Annotated in this window: 12 protein-coding genes; all 12 read left to right on the top strand. The window is 69.9% G+C overall.

Annotated features, from left to right (window positions below):
• Genes NYZ95_RS07655 through NYZ95_RS07710 form a run of 12 tightly spaced genes read left to right on the top strand, consistent with a single transcriptional unit; the run spans position 1 to position 13,708 of the window.
• Positions 1 to 555: a NuoB/complex I 20 kDa subunit family protein gene (locus NYZ95_RS07655; RefSeq protein WP_262850338.1), complete on the top strand. Its 555-nt coding sequence runs from the start codon at positions 1 to 3 to the stop codon at positions 553 to 555.
• Complete coding sequence (locus tag NYZ95_RS07660; protein ID WP_372500461.1) at positions 552 to 1,292, top strand: NADH-quinone oxidoreductase subunit C; 741 nt, start codon at positions 552 to 554, stop codon at positions 1,290 to 1,292. Before NYZ95_RS07655 ends, NYZ95_RS07660 begins: the two co-directional genes overlap by 4 nt.
• Entirely contained in the window at positions 1,289 to 2,638 is a 1,350-nt protein-coding gene (locus tag NYZ95_RS07665) for an NADH-quinone oxidoreductase subunit D (protein WP_262850340.1), read from the top strand. Before NYZ95_RS07660 ends, NYZ95_RS07665 begins: the two co-directional genes overlap by 4 nt.
• Positions 2,635 to 3,447 carry an NADH-quinone oxidoreductase subunit NuoE gene (gene nuoE, locus NYZ95_RS07670; RefSeq protein WP_262850342.1) on the top strand — a complete coding sequence of 271 codons (813 nt, stop codon included), beginning with the start codon at positions 2,635 to 2,637 and terminating at the stop codon, positions 3,445 to 3,447. Before NYZ95_RS07665 ends, nuoE begins: the two co-directional genes overlap by 4 nt.
• A complete protein-coding gene (nuoF, locus tag NYZ95_RS07675; RefSeq protein ID WP_262850344.1) occupies positions 3,444 to 4,763 on the top strand; it encodes an NADH-quinone oxidoreductase subunit NuoF in 1,320 nt (439 codons plus the stop codon). Before nuoE ends, nuoF begins: the two co-directional genes overlap by 4 nt.
• Positions 4,760 to 7,273: an NADH-quinone oxidoreductase subunit G gene (locus NYZ95_RS07680; RefSeq protein WP_262850345.1), complete on the top strand. Its 2,514-nt coding sequence runs from the start codon at positions 4,760 to 4,762 to the stop codon at positions 7,271 to 7,273. The genes nuoF and NYZ95_RS07680 overlap by 4 nt, the downstream gene beginning before the upstream one ends.
• Positions 7,270 to 8,526 carry an NADH-quinone oxidoreductase subunit NuoH gene (nuoH, locus tag NYZ95_RS07685; protein ID WP_262850347.1) on the top strand — a complete coding sequence of 419 codons (1,257 nt, stop codon included), beginning with the start codon at positions 7,270 to 7,272 and terminating at the stop codon, positions 8,524 to 8,526. Before NYZ95_RS07680 ends, nuoH begins: the two co-directional genes overlap by 4 nt.
• 5 nt (positions 8,527 to 8,531) lie before the next feature.
• Positions 8,532 to 9,092, top strand: coding sequence for an NADH-quinone oxidoreductase subunit NuoI (gene nuoI / locus NYZ95_RS07690; RefSeq protein ID WP_262850349.1), 561 nt, complete (start codon positions 8,532 to 8,534; stop codon positions 9,090 to 9,092).
• 26 nt (positions 9,093 to 9,118) lie between these two features.
• Positions 9,119 to 9,901 (top strand): NADH-quinone oxidoreductase subunit J, encoded by a 783-nt coding sequence (locus tag NYZ95_RS07695; protein WP_372500468.1) that lies wholly within the window; start codon positions 9,119 to 9,121, stop codon positions 9,899 to 9,901.
• Positions 9,898 to 10,197, top strand: coding sequence for an NADH-quinone oxidoreductase subunit NuoK (gene nuoK / locus NYZ95_RS07700; protein ID WP_262850353.1), 300 nt, complete (start codon positions 9,898 to 9,900; stop codon positions 10,195 to 10,197). Before NYZ95_RS07695 ends, nuoK begins: the two co-directional genes overlap by 4 nt.
• An 11-nt stretch (positions 10,198 to 10,208) precedes the next feature.
• Positions 10,209 to 12,164 carry an NADH-quinone oxidoreductase subunit L gene (gene nuoL / locus NYZ95_RS07705; RefSeq protein WP_262850355.1) on the top strand — a complete coding sequence of 652 codons (1,956 nt, stop codon included), beginning with the start codon at positions 10,209 to 10,211 and terminating at the stop codon, positions 12,162 to 12,164.
• Between the two features lie 5 nt (positions 12,165 to 12,169).
• Positions 12,170 to 13,708 carry an NADH-quinone oxidoreductase subunit M gene (locus NYZ95_RS07710; protein ID WP_262850945.1) on the top strand — a complete coding sequence of 513 codons (1,539 nt, stop codon included), beginning with the start codon at positions 12,170 to 12,172 and terminating at the stop codon, positions 13,706 to 13,708.
• Positions 13,709 to 13,719: the final 11 nt, after the last annotated feature.

The following is a 13,719-nucleotide window of genomic DNA, read 5'->3' on the forward strand; positions in this document are numbered from 1 at the left end:
ATGGGTCTGGAGGAGAAGCTCCCGAGCGGAGTCCTGCTGACGACCGTCGAGGGACTCGCGGGGTACTTCCGCAAGGCATCGTTCTGGCCGGCGACGTTCGGCCTCGCGTGCTGCGCGATCGAGATGATGGAGTTCGGCGCGCCGAAGTACGACTCGTCGCGCTTCGGCATGGAGGTCTTCCGCGCCTCGCCGCGCCAGGCCGACCTGATGATCGTCGCCGGCCGGGTGAGCCAGAAGATGGCGCCGGTCCTGCGGCAGATCTACGACCAGATGGCCAATCCCAAGTACGTGCTCGCGATGGGTGTCTGTGCGAGCTCGGGCGGGATGTTCAACAACTACGCGATCGTCCAGGGCGTCGACCACATCGTCCCGGTCGACATGTACCTGCCGGGCTGCCCGCCCCGTCCCGAGATGCTCATCGACGCGATCATGAAGCTCCACGACAAGATCCAGCACACCAAGCTCGGCGCCCACCGCGCGGCCGAGATCGCCTCCGACGAGAAGGTCGCCCTCGAGGCCGTCCCGACGTCGGCGATGAAGGGGCTGCTGCGATGAGCGACGTCCCCACCGGCGGCACGCAGGAGCCGAGCAGCACGGCGGTCGGCGGCGAGGAGGTCGTGCCGTCGGAGGCGCGCACCCTCGAGGTCGTCGAGGTCCGCGAGGGCATGTTCGGCGTGCACGGCACCGGCGACACGTCGGGGTACGGAGGCCTGCAGCGCCCGGTCGCGATGCCGGCGGCCTCGCGCCGTCCGTTCGGCGGCTGGTACGACGACGTCGCGGACCAGCTGGAGCGCCTCCTCGGCGAGGAGATCGGGAGCGGCGCGATCGAGTCGGTCGTCGCCGACCGTGACGAGCTGACGCTCCACGTCCGCCGCGAGCGCATCCGCGAGGTGTGCCAGCACCTGCGCGACGACCCGGCCCTGCGCTTCGAGCTGTGCAGCGGCATCTCCGGCGTGCACTTCCCGCACGAGATCGGCCGCGAGTTCCACGCCGTCTACCACCTGCTGTCGATGACCCACAACCGGCGCATCCGCCTCGAGGTCGCCGTGCCGGACTCCGACCCGCACATCGAGTCGGTGGTCTCGGTCTACCCGACCGCCGACTGGCACGAGCGCGAGACGTGGGACTTCTTCGGGATCGTCTTCGACGGCCACCCGGCCCTCACCCGCATCCTCATGCCCGACGACTGGCCGGGCCACCCTCAGCGCAAGGACTACCCGCTCGGCGGAATCCCCGTCGAGTACAAGGGCGCAACCGTCCCACCGCCGGACGAGCGGAGGTCGTACTCGTGAGCACCACTGATACCGGCACCGATCCGTACGCACAGAGCCAGGACACGACGTCCGGCCCGGTCTTCACCGTCACCGGTCAGGACTGGGACGAGGTCGTCGCCGGCGTCGACCCGGACGCCTCGGAGCGCATCGTCGTCAACATGGGTCCTCAGCACCCGTCGACGCACGGCGTGCTCCGGCTGATCCTCGAGATCGAGGGCGAGTCGGTGACCGAGGCCCGCTGCGGCATCGGCTACCTGCACACCGGCATCGAGAAGAACATGGAGTACCGCAACTGGACGCAGGGCGTGACGTTCTGCACCCGGATGGACTACCTGTCTCCGATGTACAACGAGGCGGTGTACGCCCTCGGGGTCGAGAAGCTCCTCGGCATCACCGACCAGATCCCGGAGAAGGCCGACGTCCTGCGGGTGATGATGATGGAGGTCAACCGGATCTCCTCCCACCTCGTCGCCATCGCCACGGGCGGCATGGAGATCGGCGCGCTGACCGTGATGACGGTCGGGTTCCGCGAGCGTGAGCTGTGCCTCGACCTGTTCGAGCTGTTCTCCGGTCTGCGGATGAACTCCGCCTACATCCGACCGGGCGGCGTCTCCCAGGACGTCCCGGAGGGTGGTCTCGACGCGGTCGACCGCTTCGTGAGCCTCATGCGCAAGCGGCTCCCCGAGCTCGCCGCGCTGTGCAACCAGAACCCGATCTTCAAGGGCCGCCTCAAGGACGTCGGGTACCTCGACCTCGCGGGCTGCCTCGCGCTCGGCGTGACCGGCCCCGCGCTGCGCTCGACCGGGTACGACTGGGACCTGCGCAAGAAGCAGCCGTACTGCGGCTACGAGACGTACGACTTCGACGTGATCACGCGCGACGAGCCCGACGCGTATGGGCGCTTCCGCATCCGGCTCGACGAGATGGACGAGTCGCTGCGGATCATCGAGCAGTGCGTGACGCGGCTGCGGGCCCTCGAGGGCGCTCCCGTGATGGTCGCCGACAAGAAGATCGCCTGGCCTTCGCAGCTCGCGATCGGCCCGGACGGACAGGGCAACTCCCTCGAGCACATCCGCCACATCATGGGCGAGTCGATGGAGGCGTTGATCCACCACTTCAAGCTGGTCACGGAGGGCTTCCGCGTCCCGGCCGGCCAGGTGTACACGAGCGTGGAGTCGCCGCGCGGCGAGCTCGCGTGCCACCTCGTCTCCGACGGCGGGACGCGGCCGTACCGGGCGCACTTCCGCGACCCGTCCTTCAGCAACCTGCAGGCGACGGCCGCGATGTCCGAGGGCGGCATGCTCGCCGACGTCATCGTCGCGATCGCCAGCATCGATCCGGTGATGGGAGGCGTGGACCGATGAGCGCGCTGGACTCTGCGCAGGTGCGCGACGACCTGCAGGCGATCATCGCCCGCTACCCCCAGAAGCGGTCGGCCCTCCTGCCGATGCTGCACCTGACGCAGTCGGTCGAGGGCCGGGTGACGCCGGAGGCGATCGAGCTGTGCGCCGAGCTGCTCGACATCTCGACGGCCGAGGTCAACGGCGTCGCGACCTTCTACACGATGTACAAGCGTCGCGAGGTCGGTGAGCACCACGTCGGCGTCTGCACCAACACGCTGTGCGCGGTGATGGGCGGCGACGCGATCTTCGAGCGGCTGCGCGACCACCTCGGCATCGGCAACGACGAGCGCACCGCTGACGGCAAGGTGACGCTGGAGCACATCGAGTGCAACGCCGCGTGCGACTACGCACCGGTGATGACCGTCAACTGGGAGTTCTTCGACAACCAGACCCCCGACTCCGCGGTGGAGCTCGTCGACGACCTCCGCGCGGGCAAGCCGGTGACGGCCACCCGCGGTGCGCGCATCACCTCGTGGCGCGAGGCCGAGCGGGTGCTCGCCGGGTTCCCCGACGGACGCGCGGACGAGGGACCCGCCGCGGGCGAGGCGTCCTTGGCGGGGCTGCGGCTGGCCCGTGAGAACGGGTGGACGGCGCCGGATGCGGACGCGTCTTCCTCGACGGACGCTCCCGAGGGCGCGGGACCCACCGACGCCGGCTCGGCCGAGGCCGCCGTCGCGCAGGCGGACACCCAGCGCGCCGAGTCGGAGACCAAGGTCGACGACACCAAGACGCCGCCGGCGCAGCGCGAGGAAGCGGAGGACTCCGAATGAGCGTGGCACCTCTCACTCCCGTCCTCACCCAGGACTGGGACCACGAACGCTCCTGGACTCTCGACTCGTACGGCGACTACGCCGCCCTGCGCAGCGCCTTGCGCATGGAGCCCGACGCCGTCATCGACCTCGTCAAGGGGTCGGGCCTGCGCGGACGTGGAGGCGCAGGCTTCCCGACGGGCATGAAGTGGGGCTTCATCCCGCAGGGCCCCGAGCCGGACGGCACGGTCAAGCCGCACTACCTGGTCGTCAACGCCGACGAGTCCGAGCCGGGCACGTGCAAGGACATCCCGCTCATGATGGCCACGCCGCACACCCTGGTCGAGGGCGTCGCGATCACCTGCCACGCGATCCGCGCCAAGCAGGCGTTCATCTACGTCCGCGGTGAGGTTCTGCACGTCATCCGCAGGCTCCAGGCCGCGGTCGCCGAGGCGTACGAGGCCGGCCTGCTCGGCAAGGACGTCTTCGGGTCGGGCATCGACATCGACGTCGTCGTGCACGCCGGCGCCGGTGCGTACATCTGCGGCGAGGAGACCGCGCTCCTCGACTCGCTGGAGGGCCGTCGCGGACAGCCGCGGCTGCGCCCGCCGTTCCCTGCGGTCGCGGGTCTGTACGCCGCGCCGACCGTGATCAACAACGTCGAGTCGATCGCGTCGGTGCCGTGCATCGTCGAGCGCGGTGCCGACTGGTTCGGCTCGATGGGCACCGAGAAGTCCAAGGGCATGACGATCTACTCACTGTCCGGGCACGTCAAGAACCCCGGCCAGTACGAGGCGCCGCTGGGCATCACGCTGCGCGAGCTCCTGGAGCTGTCCGGCGGCATGCGCGAGGGCTCCGAGCTGAAGTTCTGGACGCCCGGCGGCTCGTCGACCCCGCTGCTGACGGCGGCTCACCTCGACGTCCCGCTGGACTACGAAGGCGTCGCCGGCGCGGGCTCGATGCTCGGCACCAAGGCGCTGCAGATCTTCGACCAGACGACGTCGGTGGTGCGGTGCGTGCTGCGCTGGACGGAGTTCTACAAGCACGAGTCCTGCGGCAAGTGCACCCCGTGCCGTGAGGGCACGTGGTGGCTGGTGCAGACGCTCGAGCGCCTCGAGGCCGGCAAGGGCACCGAGGGTGACATCGAGCTGCTGCTGGACCAGTGCGACAACATCCTCGGCCGGGCGTTCTGCGCGCTCGGCGACGGTGCGACCAGCCCGATCACGTCGGCGATCGAGCACTTCCGGGACGAGTTCGAGGCCGGGATGCACACCCCGGCGTGGGAGCTCTTCCCGTACGAGGCGTCGGTCGCCTGGACGAAGGGAGCCTCGGCATGACGGTCACCAAGGGCAACGACTCCGGTGCGACCGAGTCGCAGGAGATCAGCGTCGATCAGAACCTGGTCACGCTGACCATCGACGACGTCGAGGTCAGCGTCCCCGAGGGCACGCTCGTGATCCGGGCCGCCGAGCTGGTCGGGGTCGAGATCCCACGCTTCTGCGACCATCCGCTGCTCTCCCCGGTGGGGGCGTGCCGCCAGTGCCTGGTCGACGTCCCCGACGCCGGCAACGGCCGCGGCTTCCCGAAGCCGCAGGCGTCGTGCACCCTCCCGGTCTCGCCGGGCATGGTCGTGAAGACGCAGGTGACGTCGCCGGTCGCGGACAAGGCGCAGACGGGGATCATGGAGTTCCTCCTGATCAACCACCCGCTCGACTGCCCGATGTGCGACAAGGGCGGTGAGTGCCCGCTCCAGAACCAGGCGCTCAGCCACGGTCGCGGAGAGACCCGCTTCACGGAGGCGAAGCGCACCTACCCCAAGCCGCTGAGCATCTCGCCGCAGATCCTGCTCGACCGCGAGCGCTGCATCCTCTGCGCACGCTGCACCCGCTTCTCTGAGCAGATCGCGGGCGACCCGTTCATCGCGATGGCCGAGCGCGGTGCGCTCCAGCAGGTCGCGATCTACGAGAACGAGCCGTACTCGTCGTACTTCTCCGGCAACACCATCCAGATCTGCCCGGTGGGTGCCTTGACCAGCAGCGCGTACCGGTTCCGTTCGCGGCCGTTCGACCTCGTGTCGACGCCGTCGGTGGCCGAGCACGACGCCTGCGGTGCCGCGATCCGTGTGGACCACCGCCGTGGCAAGGTGCTGCGCCGGCTCGCCGGTGACGACCCCGAGGTCAACGAGGAGTGGATCAGCGACAAGGACCGCTTCGCGTTCACGTACGACCGCCAGCCGGACCGCCTGACCCGCCCGCTCGTCCGCGACCCCGAGACCGGGGCGCTGGAGCCGGCCTCCTGGCCCGCCGCCTTCGCGGCCGCCGCCCGTGGGCTGCTCGCGGCCGACGGTGGGGTCGGCGTGCTGACCGGCGGCCGGCTCCCGGTCGAGGACGCGTACGCGTACGCCAAGCTCGCCCGGACGATCCTCGGCACCAACGACGTCGACTTCCGGTCGCGCCCGCACTCCGAGGAGGAGGCGGCCTTCCTGGCCCACGCCGTCGCCGGCACCGGCCTCGGGGTCACCTACTCCGACCTCGAGGCGGCCCGCAAGGTCGTGCTCGTCGGCCTGGAGCCCGAGGACGAGGCGGCCACGATCTTCCTGCGGCTGCGCAAGGCCTGGCGCCAGAACGGCACCGAGGTCGTCGCGCTCGCCAGCCACGCGACGCGCGCGCTCGACAAGATGGGCGGCCGACTGGTCCGTACGGTCCCGGGCGACGAGGCCAAGGCGCTCGGTGAGGCCGGGCTCGAGGCCGGGACGATCGTGCTGCTCGGTGAGCGGCTCGCCCGCGTCCAGGGCGCGTTCTCCAGCGCACTCGCGACCGCGCGCCGCAGCGGTGCCCGGCTGGCGTGGGTCCCTCGCCGTGCGGGCGACCGGGGTGCCGTCGAGGCGGGCTGCCTTCCCAACCTCCTGCCGGGCGGACGCCCGGTGTCGGACCCCGAGGCGCGCGCCGACGTGGCTGCCGCGTGGGGGGTCACCGCCGTGCCGTCGACGCCCGGACGCAGCACCAGCGAGATGCTCGCGGCGGCCCGTGCCGGAGAGCTCGGCGCCCTGCTCGTGGCCGGTGTCGAGGTCGACGACCTCGCTGACCCGCAGGGCGCGATCGAGGCGCTCGACGCGGCCGGTTTCGTCGTGAGCCTCGAGGTGCGTACGAGCGCGGTGACCGAGCGTGCCGACGTGGTGCTCCCGGTCGCGGCGACGGCGGAGAAGGCTGGCTCGTTCGTCTCCTGGGAGGGCCGCCGCCGGCCGTTCGGCGCCGTCTTCGAGCGGCCGCACGCGCTGTCCGACACCCGCGTCCTCGCCGGCATCGCCGAGGCCGCCGGACGCGACCTCGGGTTCCGTACGAGCGTCGCGGCCGGTGCCGAGCTCGACGAGCTCGGCCTCTGGGACGGGGCGCGCGCCCCGCAGCCGGAGGTCGTCCCCGGGCGCGCCGCCCGTACCGACCCCAGCGAGGTCGTCCTCGACACCTGGCGCCGGCTGATCGACGACGGACGCGGCCAGGACGGCGACCGTCACTACCAGGCGACGGCACGGCCTTCCGTGGCGCTCGTGTCGGCCGCGACCGCGCGTGCGGTCGGGGTGCGCGACGGCGACGAGGTCGTCCTCGGGACCGAGCGCGGGGCCGTCGCGGTCCCCGTCGCCGTGGCCGACATCGCCGACGGGGTGGTCTGGACGCCCACGAACTCCAACGGGCTGTCGTTGCCGCGCATCCTCGGCGCGGCGTACGCCGACGTCGTCACCCTGGAGCGCTCACCGCAGGCGAGGCCTGAGGGCCAGCCCGTGGTCGAGCCGGAAGCGACCGTCGACCCGTCGACGTCCCCGGGCCTGGAGAGCAAGGAGTCCGAGCTGTGAGCGAGTTCTTCGGCAACGAGCCCTGGTGGGTCGTCCTCATCAAGGCCCTGCTCATCTTCGTGGTGCTGGTCGTCTTCACGCTGTTCAACATCTGGTTCGAGCGCCGGGTCGTGGCCCGGATGCAGCACCGGGTCGGCCCCAACGTGTGGGGTCCGTTCGGGCTGCTGCAGAGCCTCGCGGACGGTGTCAAGCTCGCGCTCAAGGAAGAGATCTTCCCCAAGAACGCCCACAAGGTCGTGTACTTCCTCGCGCCGGTGATCGCGACCGTCCCGGCGTTCCTCGCCTGGGCGGTGATCCCGTTCGGACCCGAGGTGACGATCCCGTTCACCGACACGCAGACGCCGCTGCAGCTGACCGACATGCCGGTCGCGGTGCTCTACATCCTCGCCGTCACCTCGATCGGCGTGTACGGCATCGTGCTCGGCGGCTGGGCCTCCGGCTCCACGTACGCGCTGCTCGGCGGCGTCCGCTCCTCGGCGCAGATGATCTCGTACGAGGTCGCGATGGGGCTCTCGCTCGTCACGGTCTTCATCTACGCCGGCTCGATGTCGACGTCGGAGATCGTGGCGGCGCAGGCCGAGGACGGCTGGTTCGCGCTGCCGCTCCTGCCGTCGTTCATCATCTACATGATCGCCATGGTCGGAGAGACCAACCGTGCGCCGTTCGACCTCCCGGAGGCCGAGGGCGAGCTCGTCGGCGGCTTCCACACCGAGTACTCCTCGCTGAAGTTCGCGCTCTTCTTCCTCGCCGAGTACATCAACATGGTCACGGTCTCGGCGCTCGCGACGACGATGTTCCTCGGCGGCTGGCGTGCGCCGTGGGGCATCTCGCAGATCGAGGGCGCCAACGAGGGGTACTGGCCGGTGCTGTGGTTCCTCGGCAAGACCCTGCTCTTCATCTTCGTCTTCATCTGGCTGCGTGGCTCGCTCCCGCGGATGCGCTACGACCAGTTCATGAAGTTCGGCTGGAAGGTCCTGATCCCGGTCTCGCTCGCGTGGATCGTTGTGGTCTGCGTGATGCGCCGCCTCATCACCGACGGTGACCTCGACCCGACGATGATCCTCATCGTCGCCGGGGTGGTCGTCGCGGCCCTGCTGGTCGTCCAGTTCCTGCCCGAGCGCCGCGCACCCGAGGAGCCCGAGCCCTCGCGCGACGCGTTCGCGGGCGGATTCCCCGTACCCCCGATGCCGGGTGAGCAGCCGCCCACCACGACCGCTGTGCCCGCGGGCACGCGCGGCGAGAAGGAGGACTGATCGCGATGGCGACGCTGAAGGAGCAGCTCTGGGACCCGATCGCCGGCTTCGGCGTGACGTTCCGGACGATGTTCAAGAAGCCGGTCACCGTGCAGTACCCGTTCGAGAAGCGGCCGACGGCGCCGCGCTTCCACGGCCGGCACCAGCTCAACCGGTGGCCGGACGGGCTCGAGAAGTGCATCGGGTGCGAGCTGTGCGCGTGGGCCTGCCCCGCGGACGCGATCCTCGTCGAGGGCGCGTCCAACACCGAGGACGAGCGCTTCTCCCCGGGCGAGCGGTACGGCCGCGTCTACCAGATCAACTACCTCCGCTGCATCCTGTGCGGACTGTGCATCGAGGCGTGCCCGACCCGCGCGCTGACGATGACCAACGAGTACGAGCTCGCCGACGACAGCCGCGAGTCGTTGATCTACGAGAAGTCGGACCTCCTCGCCCCGCTGCTGCCGGGCATGGAGGCGCCGCCGCACCCGATGCGGCTCGGTGACACCGAGCGGGACTACTACCGCGGCGACGCCGCCGCCCGCGCGGTCGCCGACGGGTCCGCTGGGGCAGGAGGCGAGCGGTGACCGCCTTCTGGCTGCTGGCACCGATCATGGTGCTGGCCGCGCTCGGTGTCGTGCTCGCGCGCAAGGCGGTGCACTCCGCGCTGCTGCTCGCGGTCGTGATGATCTGCCTGGCGATGATGTACGCGATGCAGGACGCCCCGTTCCTCTTCGCCGTGCAGATCATCGTCTACACCGGCGCGATCATGATGCTCTTCCTCTTCGTGCTGATGCTGGTCGGCGTCGACAAGACCGACTCCCTCGTCGAGACGATCCGCGGCCAGCGCCTGGTCGCGGTCGGCGTCGGGGTGCTGTTCGGCTTCCTCCTCGTGACCGTGGTCGCGCAGACGACCGTCGGTCCCGTGATCGGGCTGGGCGAGGCCAATGCGGACGGGAACGTGCACGGCCTCGCCCGGCTCCTCTTCAACCGCTACGTGTTCGCCTTCGAGGCCACCAGCGCGCTGCTCATCACTGCGGCCCTCGGGGCGATGGTGCTGGCGCACCGCGAGCGGCTCGAGCCGAAGCGCTCGCAGCGCGACCTGGCGCTGGAGCGGATGCAGCGGTACGCCGAGCACGGCGAGCACCCCGGCAACCTGCCGACCCCGGGCGTGTACGCGCGGCACAACGCCGTCGACGTGCCGGCCCTGCTGCCGGACGGTTCGCCGGCGGAGTCGTCCACGTCGAAGACGCTGCGCGAGCGCGGGGTCGTCCGCGAGGGCGCCTTCCAGAACGACGTGGCCGTGACCTTGCGCAAGCTCGAGGCCGACGGCTCCCCGCGTGAGCGCGGCGTGATCGAGACCGGCCGGTCCAACGGAGCGGAGGAGGACCAGTGAGCGTCGAGCCCTTCATCGGGCTGTCCGCCCTGCTGTTCACGATCGGCGCCGTCGGCGTCCTCGTGCGGCGCAACGCGATCGTCGTGTTCATGTGCGTCGAGCTGATGCTCAACGCCTGCAACCTCGCGTTCGTCACCTTCGCGCGGGCGCACGGCAACCTCGACGGCCAGGTCGCCGCCTTCTTCGTGATGGTGGTCGCTGCGGCCGAGGTCGTGGTCGGCCTCGCGATCATCGTGTCGATCTTCCGTACCCGTCGCTCGGCCTCGGTCGACGACGCCAGTCTGCTGAAGCTTTAGAGGGGGCGGGAATGACGAGTCTCTCCAGCGTCGTGCTGGCGGCGAGCGAGCACGCCGAGGTCGTGCCGGTCGCTGCCGACGGCGTGTTCTCGTGGGTGTGGCTGGTGGTCGCGATCCCCGCGGTCAGCGCAGCGATCCTCCTGATCGGGGACGGGGCGGGCGACCACGGGCCGTTGGACCGCTTCGGGCACCTGCTCGGCACGGCCGCGTCGATCGCCTCGTTCGTCGTCGGCCTGGTCGCTTTCATCGCCCTCCTCGGACGTGACGCAGCGGAGCGTGCGATCACCCAGGACCTGTGGACCTGGATCCAGGTCGGCGGGTTCGACGTCACGATGAGCGTCTACTACGACCAGCTCGCGGCCCTGTTCGTCCTGCTGATCACCGGCGTCGGCTCCCTGATCCACGTCTACTCGATCGGCTACATGGCAGACGACCCGCGAAAGCGGCGCTTCTTCGGGTTCCTCAACCTGTTCGTCGCCGCGATGCTCGTGCTCGTCCTCGCCGGCGACTACCTCGTGCTGTTCCTCGGCTGGGAGGGCGTGGGTCTCGCTTCGTACCTGCTCATCGGGTTCTGGCAGGAGAAGCGCTCCGCGGCGGTGGCGGCCAAGAAGGCGTTCATCGTCAACCGCGTCGGTGACCTCGGGCTCGCGCTCGGCATCATGCTGATGTTCGCGCAGTTCGGGACGACCAACATCCATGAGGTCGGCCTCAACGTCGCGAACGCGAGCCAGTCCGTCGCGACGGCCCTCGGCCTCCTGCTCCTCCTGGGCGCCTGCGGCAAGTCGGCGCAGGTCCCGCTCCAGAGCTGGCTCCTCGACGCGATGGAGGGCCCGACCCCGGTCTCTGCCCTCATCCACGCGGCGACGATGGTCACTGCGGGCGTCTACCTCGTGGTCCGCTCGGCCGCGATCTACGACCTGTCCGAGGTCGCCCGTACGGCGGTGATGATCGTCGGTGCCGTGACGCTGCTGTTCGGTGCCTGGATCGGCTGCGCGAAGGACGACATCAAGAAGGCGCTGGCCGGCTCGACGATGAGCCAGATCGGCTACATGATGCTCGCCGCGGGCCTCGGCCCGGCCGGCTACGCGTTCGCGATCTTCCACCTGATCACGCACGGATTCTTCAAGGCCAACATGTTCCTCGGCGCCGGCTCGGTCATGCACGGCATGAACGACGACGTGGACATGCGCCACTACGGCGCGCTGCGCAAGGTGATGCCGGTGACGTTCGTGACGTTCGCGATGGGATACCTCGCGATCATCGGGTTCCCCGGCTTCTCCGGGTTCTTCTCGAAGGACAAGATCATCGAGTCGGCGTTCGCGACGAACTTCTGGGCCGGCCTGGCCGCCCTGCTCGGCGCCGGCGTCACCGCGTTCTACATGACGCGCGTGATGATCCTGACCTTCTTCGGCGAGAAGCGCTGGCGCGACGACGTCCACCCGCACGAGTCGCCGAAGATCATGACGGTCCCGCTGATCGTGCTCGCCGCGCTCTCGGTGGGTGGTGGTGCGCTCCTGTTCTCGAGCTGGATCACCGACTGGCTGGCGCCGGTGACGGGGGAGGAGCACCACGAGCTCCCCGTCCCCGCGATCGTGATCACCGCGATCATCGTGCTGGTCGTCGCCGCCGGCGTCGCCCTCGCGTACGTGCTCTTCGCCCGGCGTGAGGTGCCCGACACCGCACCTCAGAACGTCTCGGTCTTCACCCGCGCCGGCCGTGCCGACCTGTACGGCGACGCGGTCAACGAAGCGCTGTTCATGCGGCCCGGCCAGTACCTCACCCGGTCGCTGGTCTACGTCGACGGCAGCGGGATCGACGGCGCGGTCAACGGCACGGCCGAGCTCGTCGGTGACGGTGCACGCGGGCTGCGCCGGCTCCAGACCGGATTCGTCCGGACGTACGCCGCCGAGATCTTCGGCGGGTCCCTCGTCCTCGTCCTGGCCCTCCTGGCGGTGAACCTCGCGTGAACGACATCTCCTTTCCCTGGCTGACCGTCCTCCTGGTCGTCCCCCTCGTCGGTGCGGCGGTGGTCGCGCTCCTGCCGCGCAGCCGCCCCGAGATGGCGAAGTGGTCGGCGCTCGGAGTGTCCCTCCTGACGCTGGCGATCTCGCTGGCGGTCCTCTCGCAGTACGACCTCGACGGCTCGGGCTACCAGCTCGGCGAGGAGCACGCGTGGATCGCGCCGCTGGGGGTGTTCTACTCCCTCGGCGTCGACGGCATCGGGCTGACGCTCGTCCTGATGACGACGATCCTCGTGCCGATCGTGATCGTCGCGGGCTGGAACGACGCCGACGGCGCCCGCTGGAGCGTCAAGACGTTCTTCGCGCTGATGCTCGCGCTCGAGGGTCTCGTGCTCGGCGTCTTCATGGCGACCGACGTCTTCCTCTTCTACGTCCTGTTCGAGGCGGCCCTCGTCCCCGCGTACTTCCTCATCGGAGGCTTCGGGGGCGCACGGCGCTCCTACGCGGCGCTGAAGTTCCTCATGTTCTCCCTCGCCGGCGGCCTGCTCATGCTGGCCTCGGTGATCGGCATGTGGGTCATCTCCAGCAGCCAGGGCGACCCGTCGTTCCTGCTCGCGGACATGAAGGACCTCTCGGTCGGGACGGTCGAGGGCCGGTGGCTCTTCATGGGCTTCTTCCTCGCCTTCGCGGTGAAGGCCCCGATGGTGCCGCTGCACACCTGGCTCCCCGACGCCGCGTCGGCGGCCACGCCCGGCACCTCCGTCCTGCTGGTCAGCGTCCTCGACAAGCTCGGCACGTTCGGCATGATCCGCTTCTGCCTGGGCCTGTTCCCCGAGGCCTCGCAGTGGGCCAGCCCGGTCGTCATCACGCTCGCGGTCGTGAGCATCCTGTACGGCGCGCTGCTCGCGATCGGCCAGGACCACATGATGCGCCTGATCGCGTTCACCTCGGTGTCGCACTTCGGCTTCATCGTGCTCGGGATCTTCGCGCTGACCTCGCAGTCGGCGTCGGGCTCGACGTTCTACATGTTCAACCACGGGCTGTCCACGGCCGCACTGTTCCTCATCGCCGGGTTCCTGATCCAGCGGCGAGGCTCGGCTCGGATCTCCGACTTCGGCGGAGTGCAGAAGATCGCCCCGATCACCGCGGGCCTCTTCCTCATCGCCGGCCTGGCCTCGCTCTCGCTGCCGGGCCTGTCGACGTTCGTCGGAGAGTTCCTGGTGCTGGCGGGCACGTTCACGGTCTCGACGACGGCGGCGGTGTTCGCCACGCTGGGCATCGTCTTGGCCGCGCTGTACATCCTCCTCATGTACCAGCGGACCATGACGGGCCCGCTGCGTGACGACAACCGCGCGATCACCGACATGGTGCCCCGCGAGATCATCGCGATCGCGCCCGTGGTGGTGCTGCTCATCGGGTTCGGTCTCTTCCCGCAGCCGATCCTCGACGTGGTCAACCCGGCCGTGTCGGAGACGCTCGACCACGTCCAGGTCAGCGACCCCGAGCCTCAGACACCGTCCTTCCCGACCGCTGAGGGGAGCTCGAAGTGAGCGCCGTGTCC

Origin of the sequence: Mumia quercus (assembly GCF_025506335.1) — a bacterium.
Lineage (GTDB): Bacteria > Actinomycetota > Actinomycetes > Propionibacteriales > Nocardioidaceae > Mumia > Mumia quercus.

Bases quoted from the DNA above. Each gene is read 5' to 3' on its own strand.
- NYZ95_RS07655 (WP_262850338.1), top strand. From the start codon at position 1: ATGGGTCTGGAGGAGAAGCTCCCGAGCGGAGTCCTGCTGACGACCGTC.
- NYZ95_RS07660 (WP_372500461.1), top strand. From the start codon at position 552: ATGAGCGACGTCCCCACCGGCGGCACGCAGGAGCCGAGCAGCACGGCG.
- nuoE (WP_262850342.1), top strand. From the start codon at position 2,635: ATGAGCGCGCTGGACTCTGCGCAGGTGCGCGACGACCTGCAGGCGATC.
- nuoF (WP_262850344.1), top strand. From the start codon at position 3,444: ATGAGCGTGGCACCTCTCACTCCCGTCCTCACCCAGGACTGGGACCAC.
- NYZ95_RS07680 (WP_262850345.1), top strand. From the start codon at position 4,760: ATGACGGTCACCAAGGGCAACGACTCCGGTGCGACCGAGTCGCAGGAG.
- nuoI (WP_262850349.1), top strand. From the start codon at position 8,532: ATGGCGACGCTGAAGGAGCAGCTCTGGGACCCGATCGCCGGCTTCGGC.
- NYZ95_RS07695 (WP_372500468.1), top strand. From the start codon at position 9,119: ATGGTGCTGGCCGCGCTCGGTGTCGTGCTCGCGCGCAAGGCGGTGCAC.
- nuoL (WP_262850355.1), top strand. From the start codon at position 10,209: ATGACGAGTCTCTCCAGCGTCGTGCTGGCGGCGAGCGAGCACGCCGAG.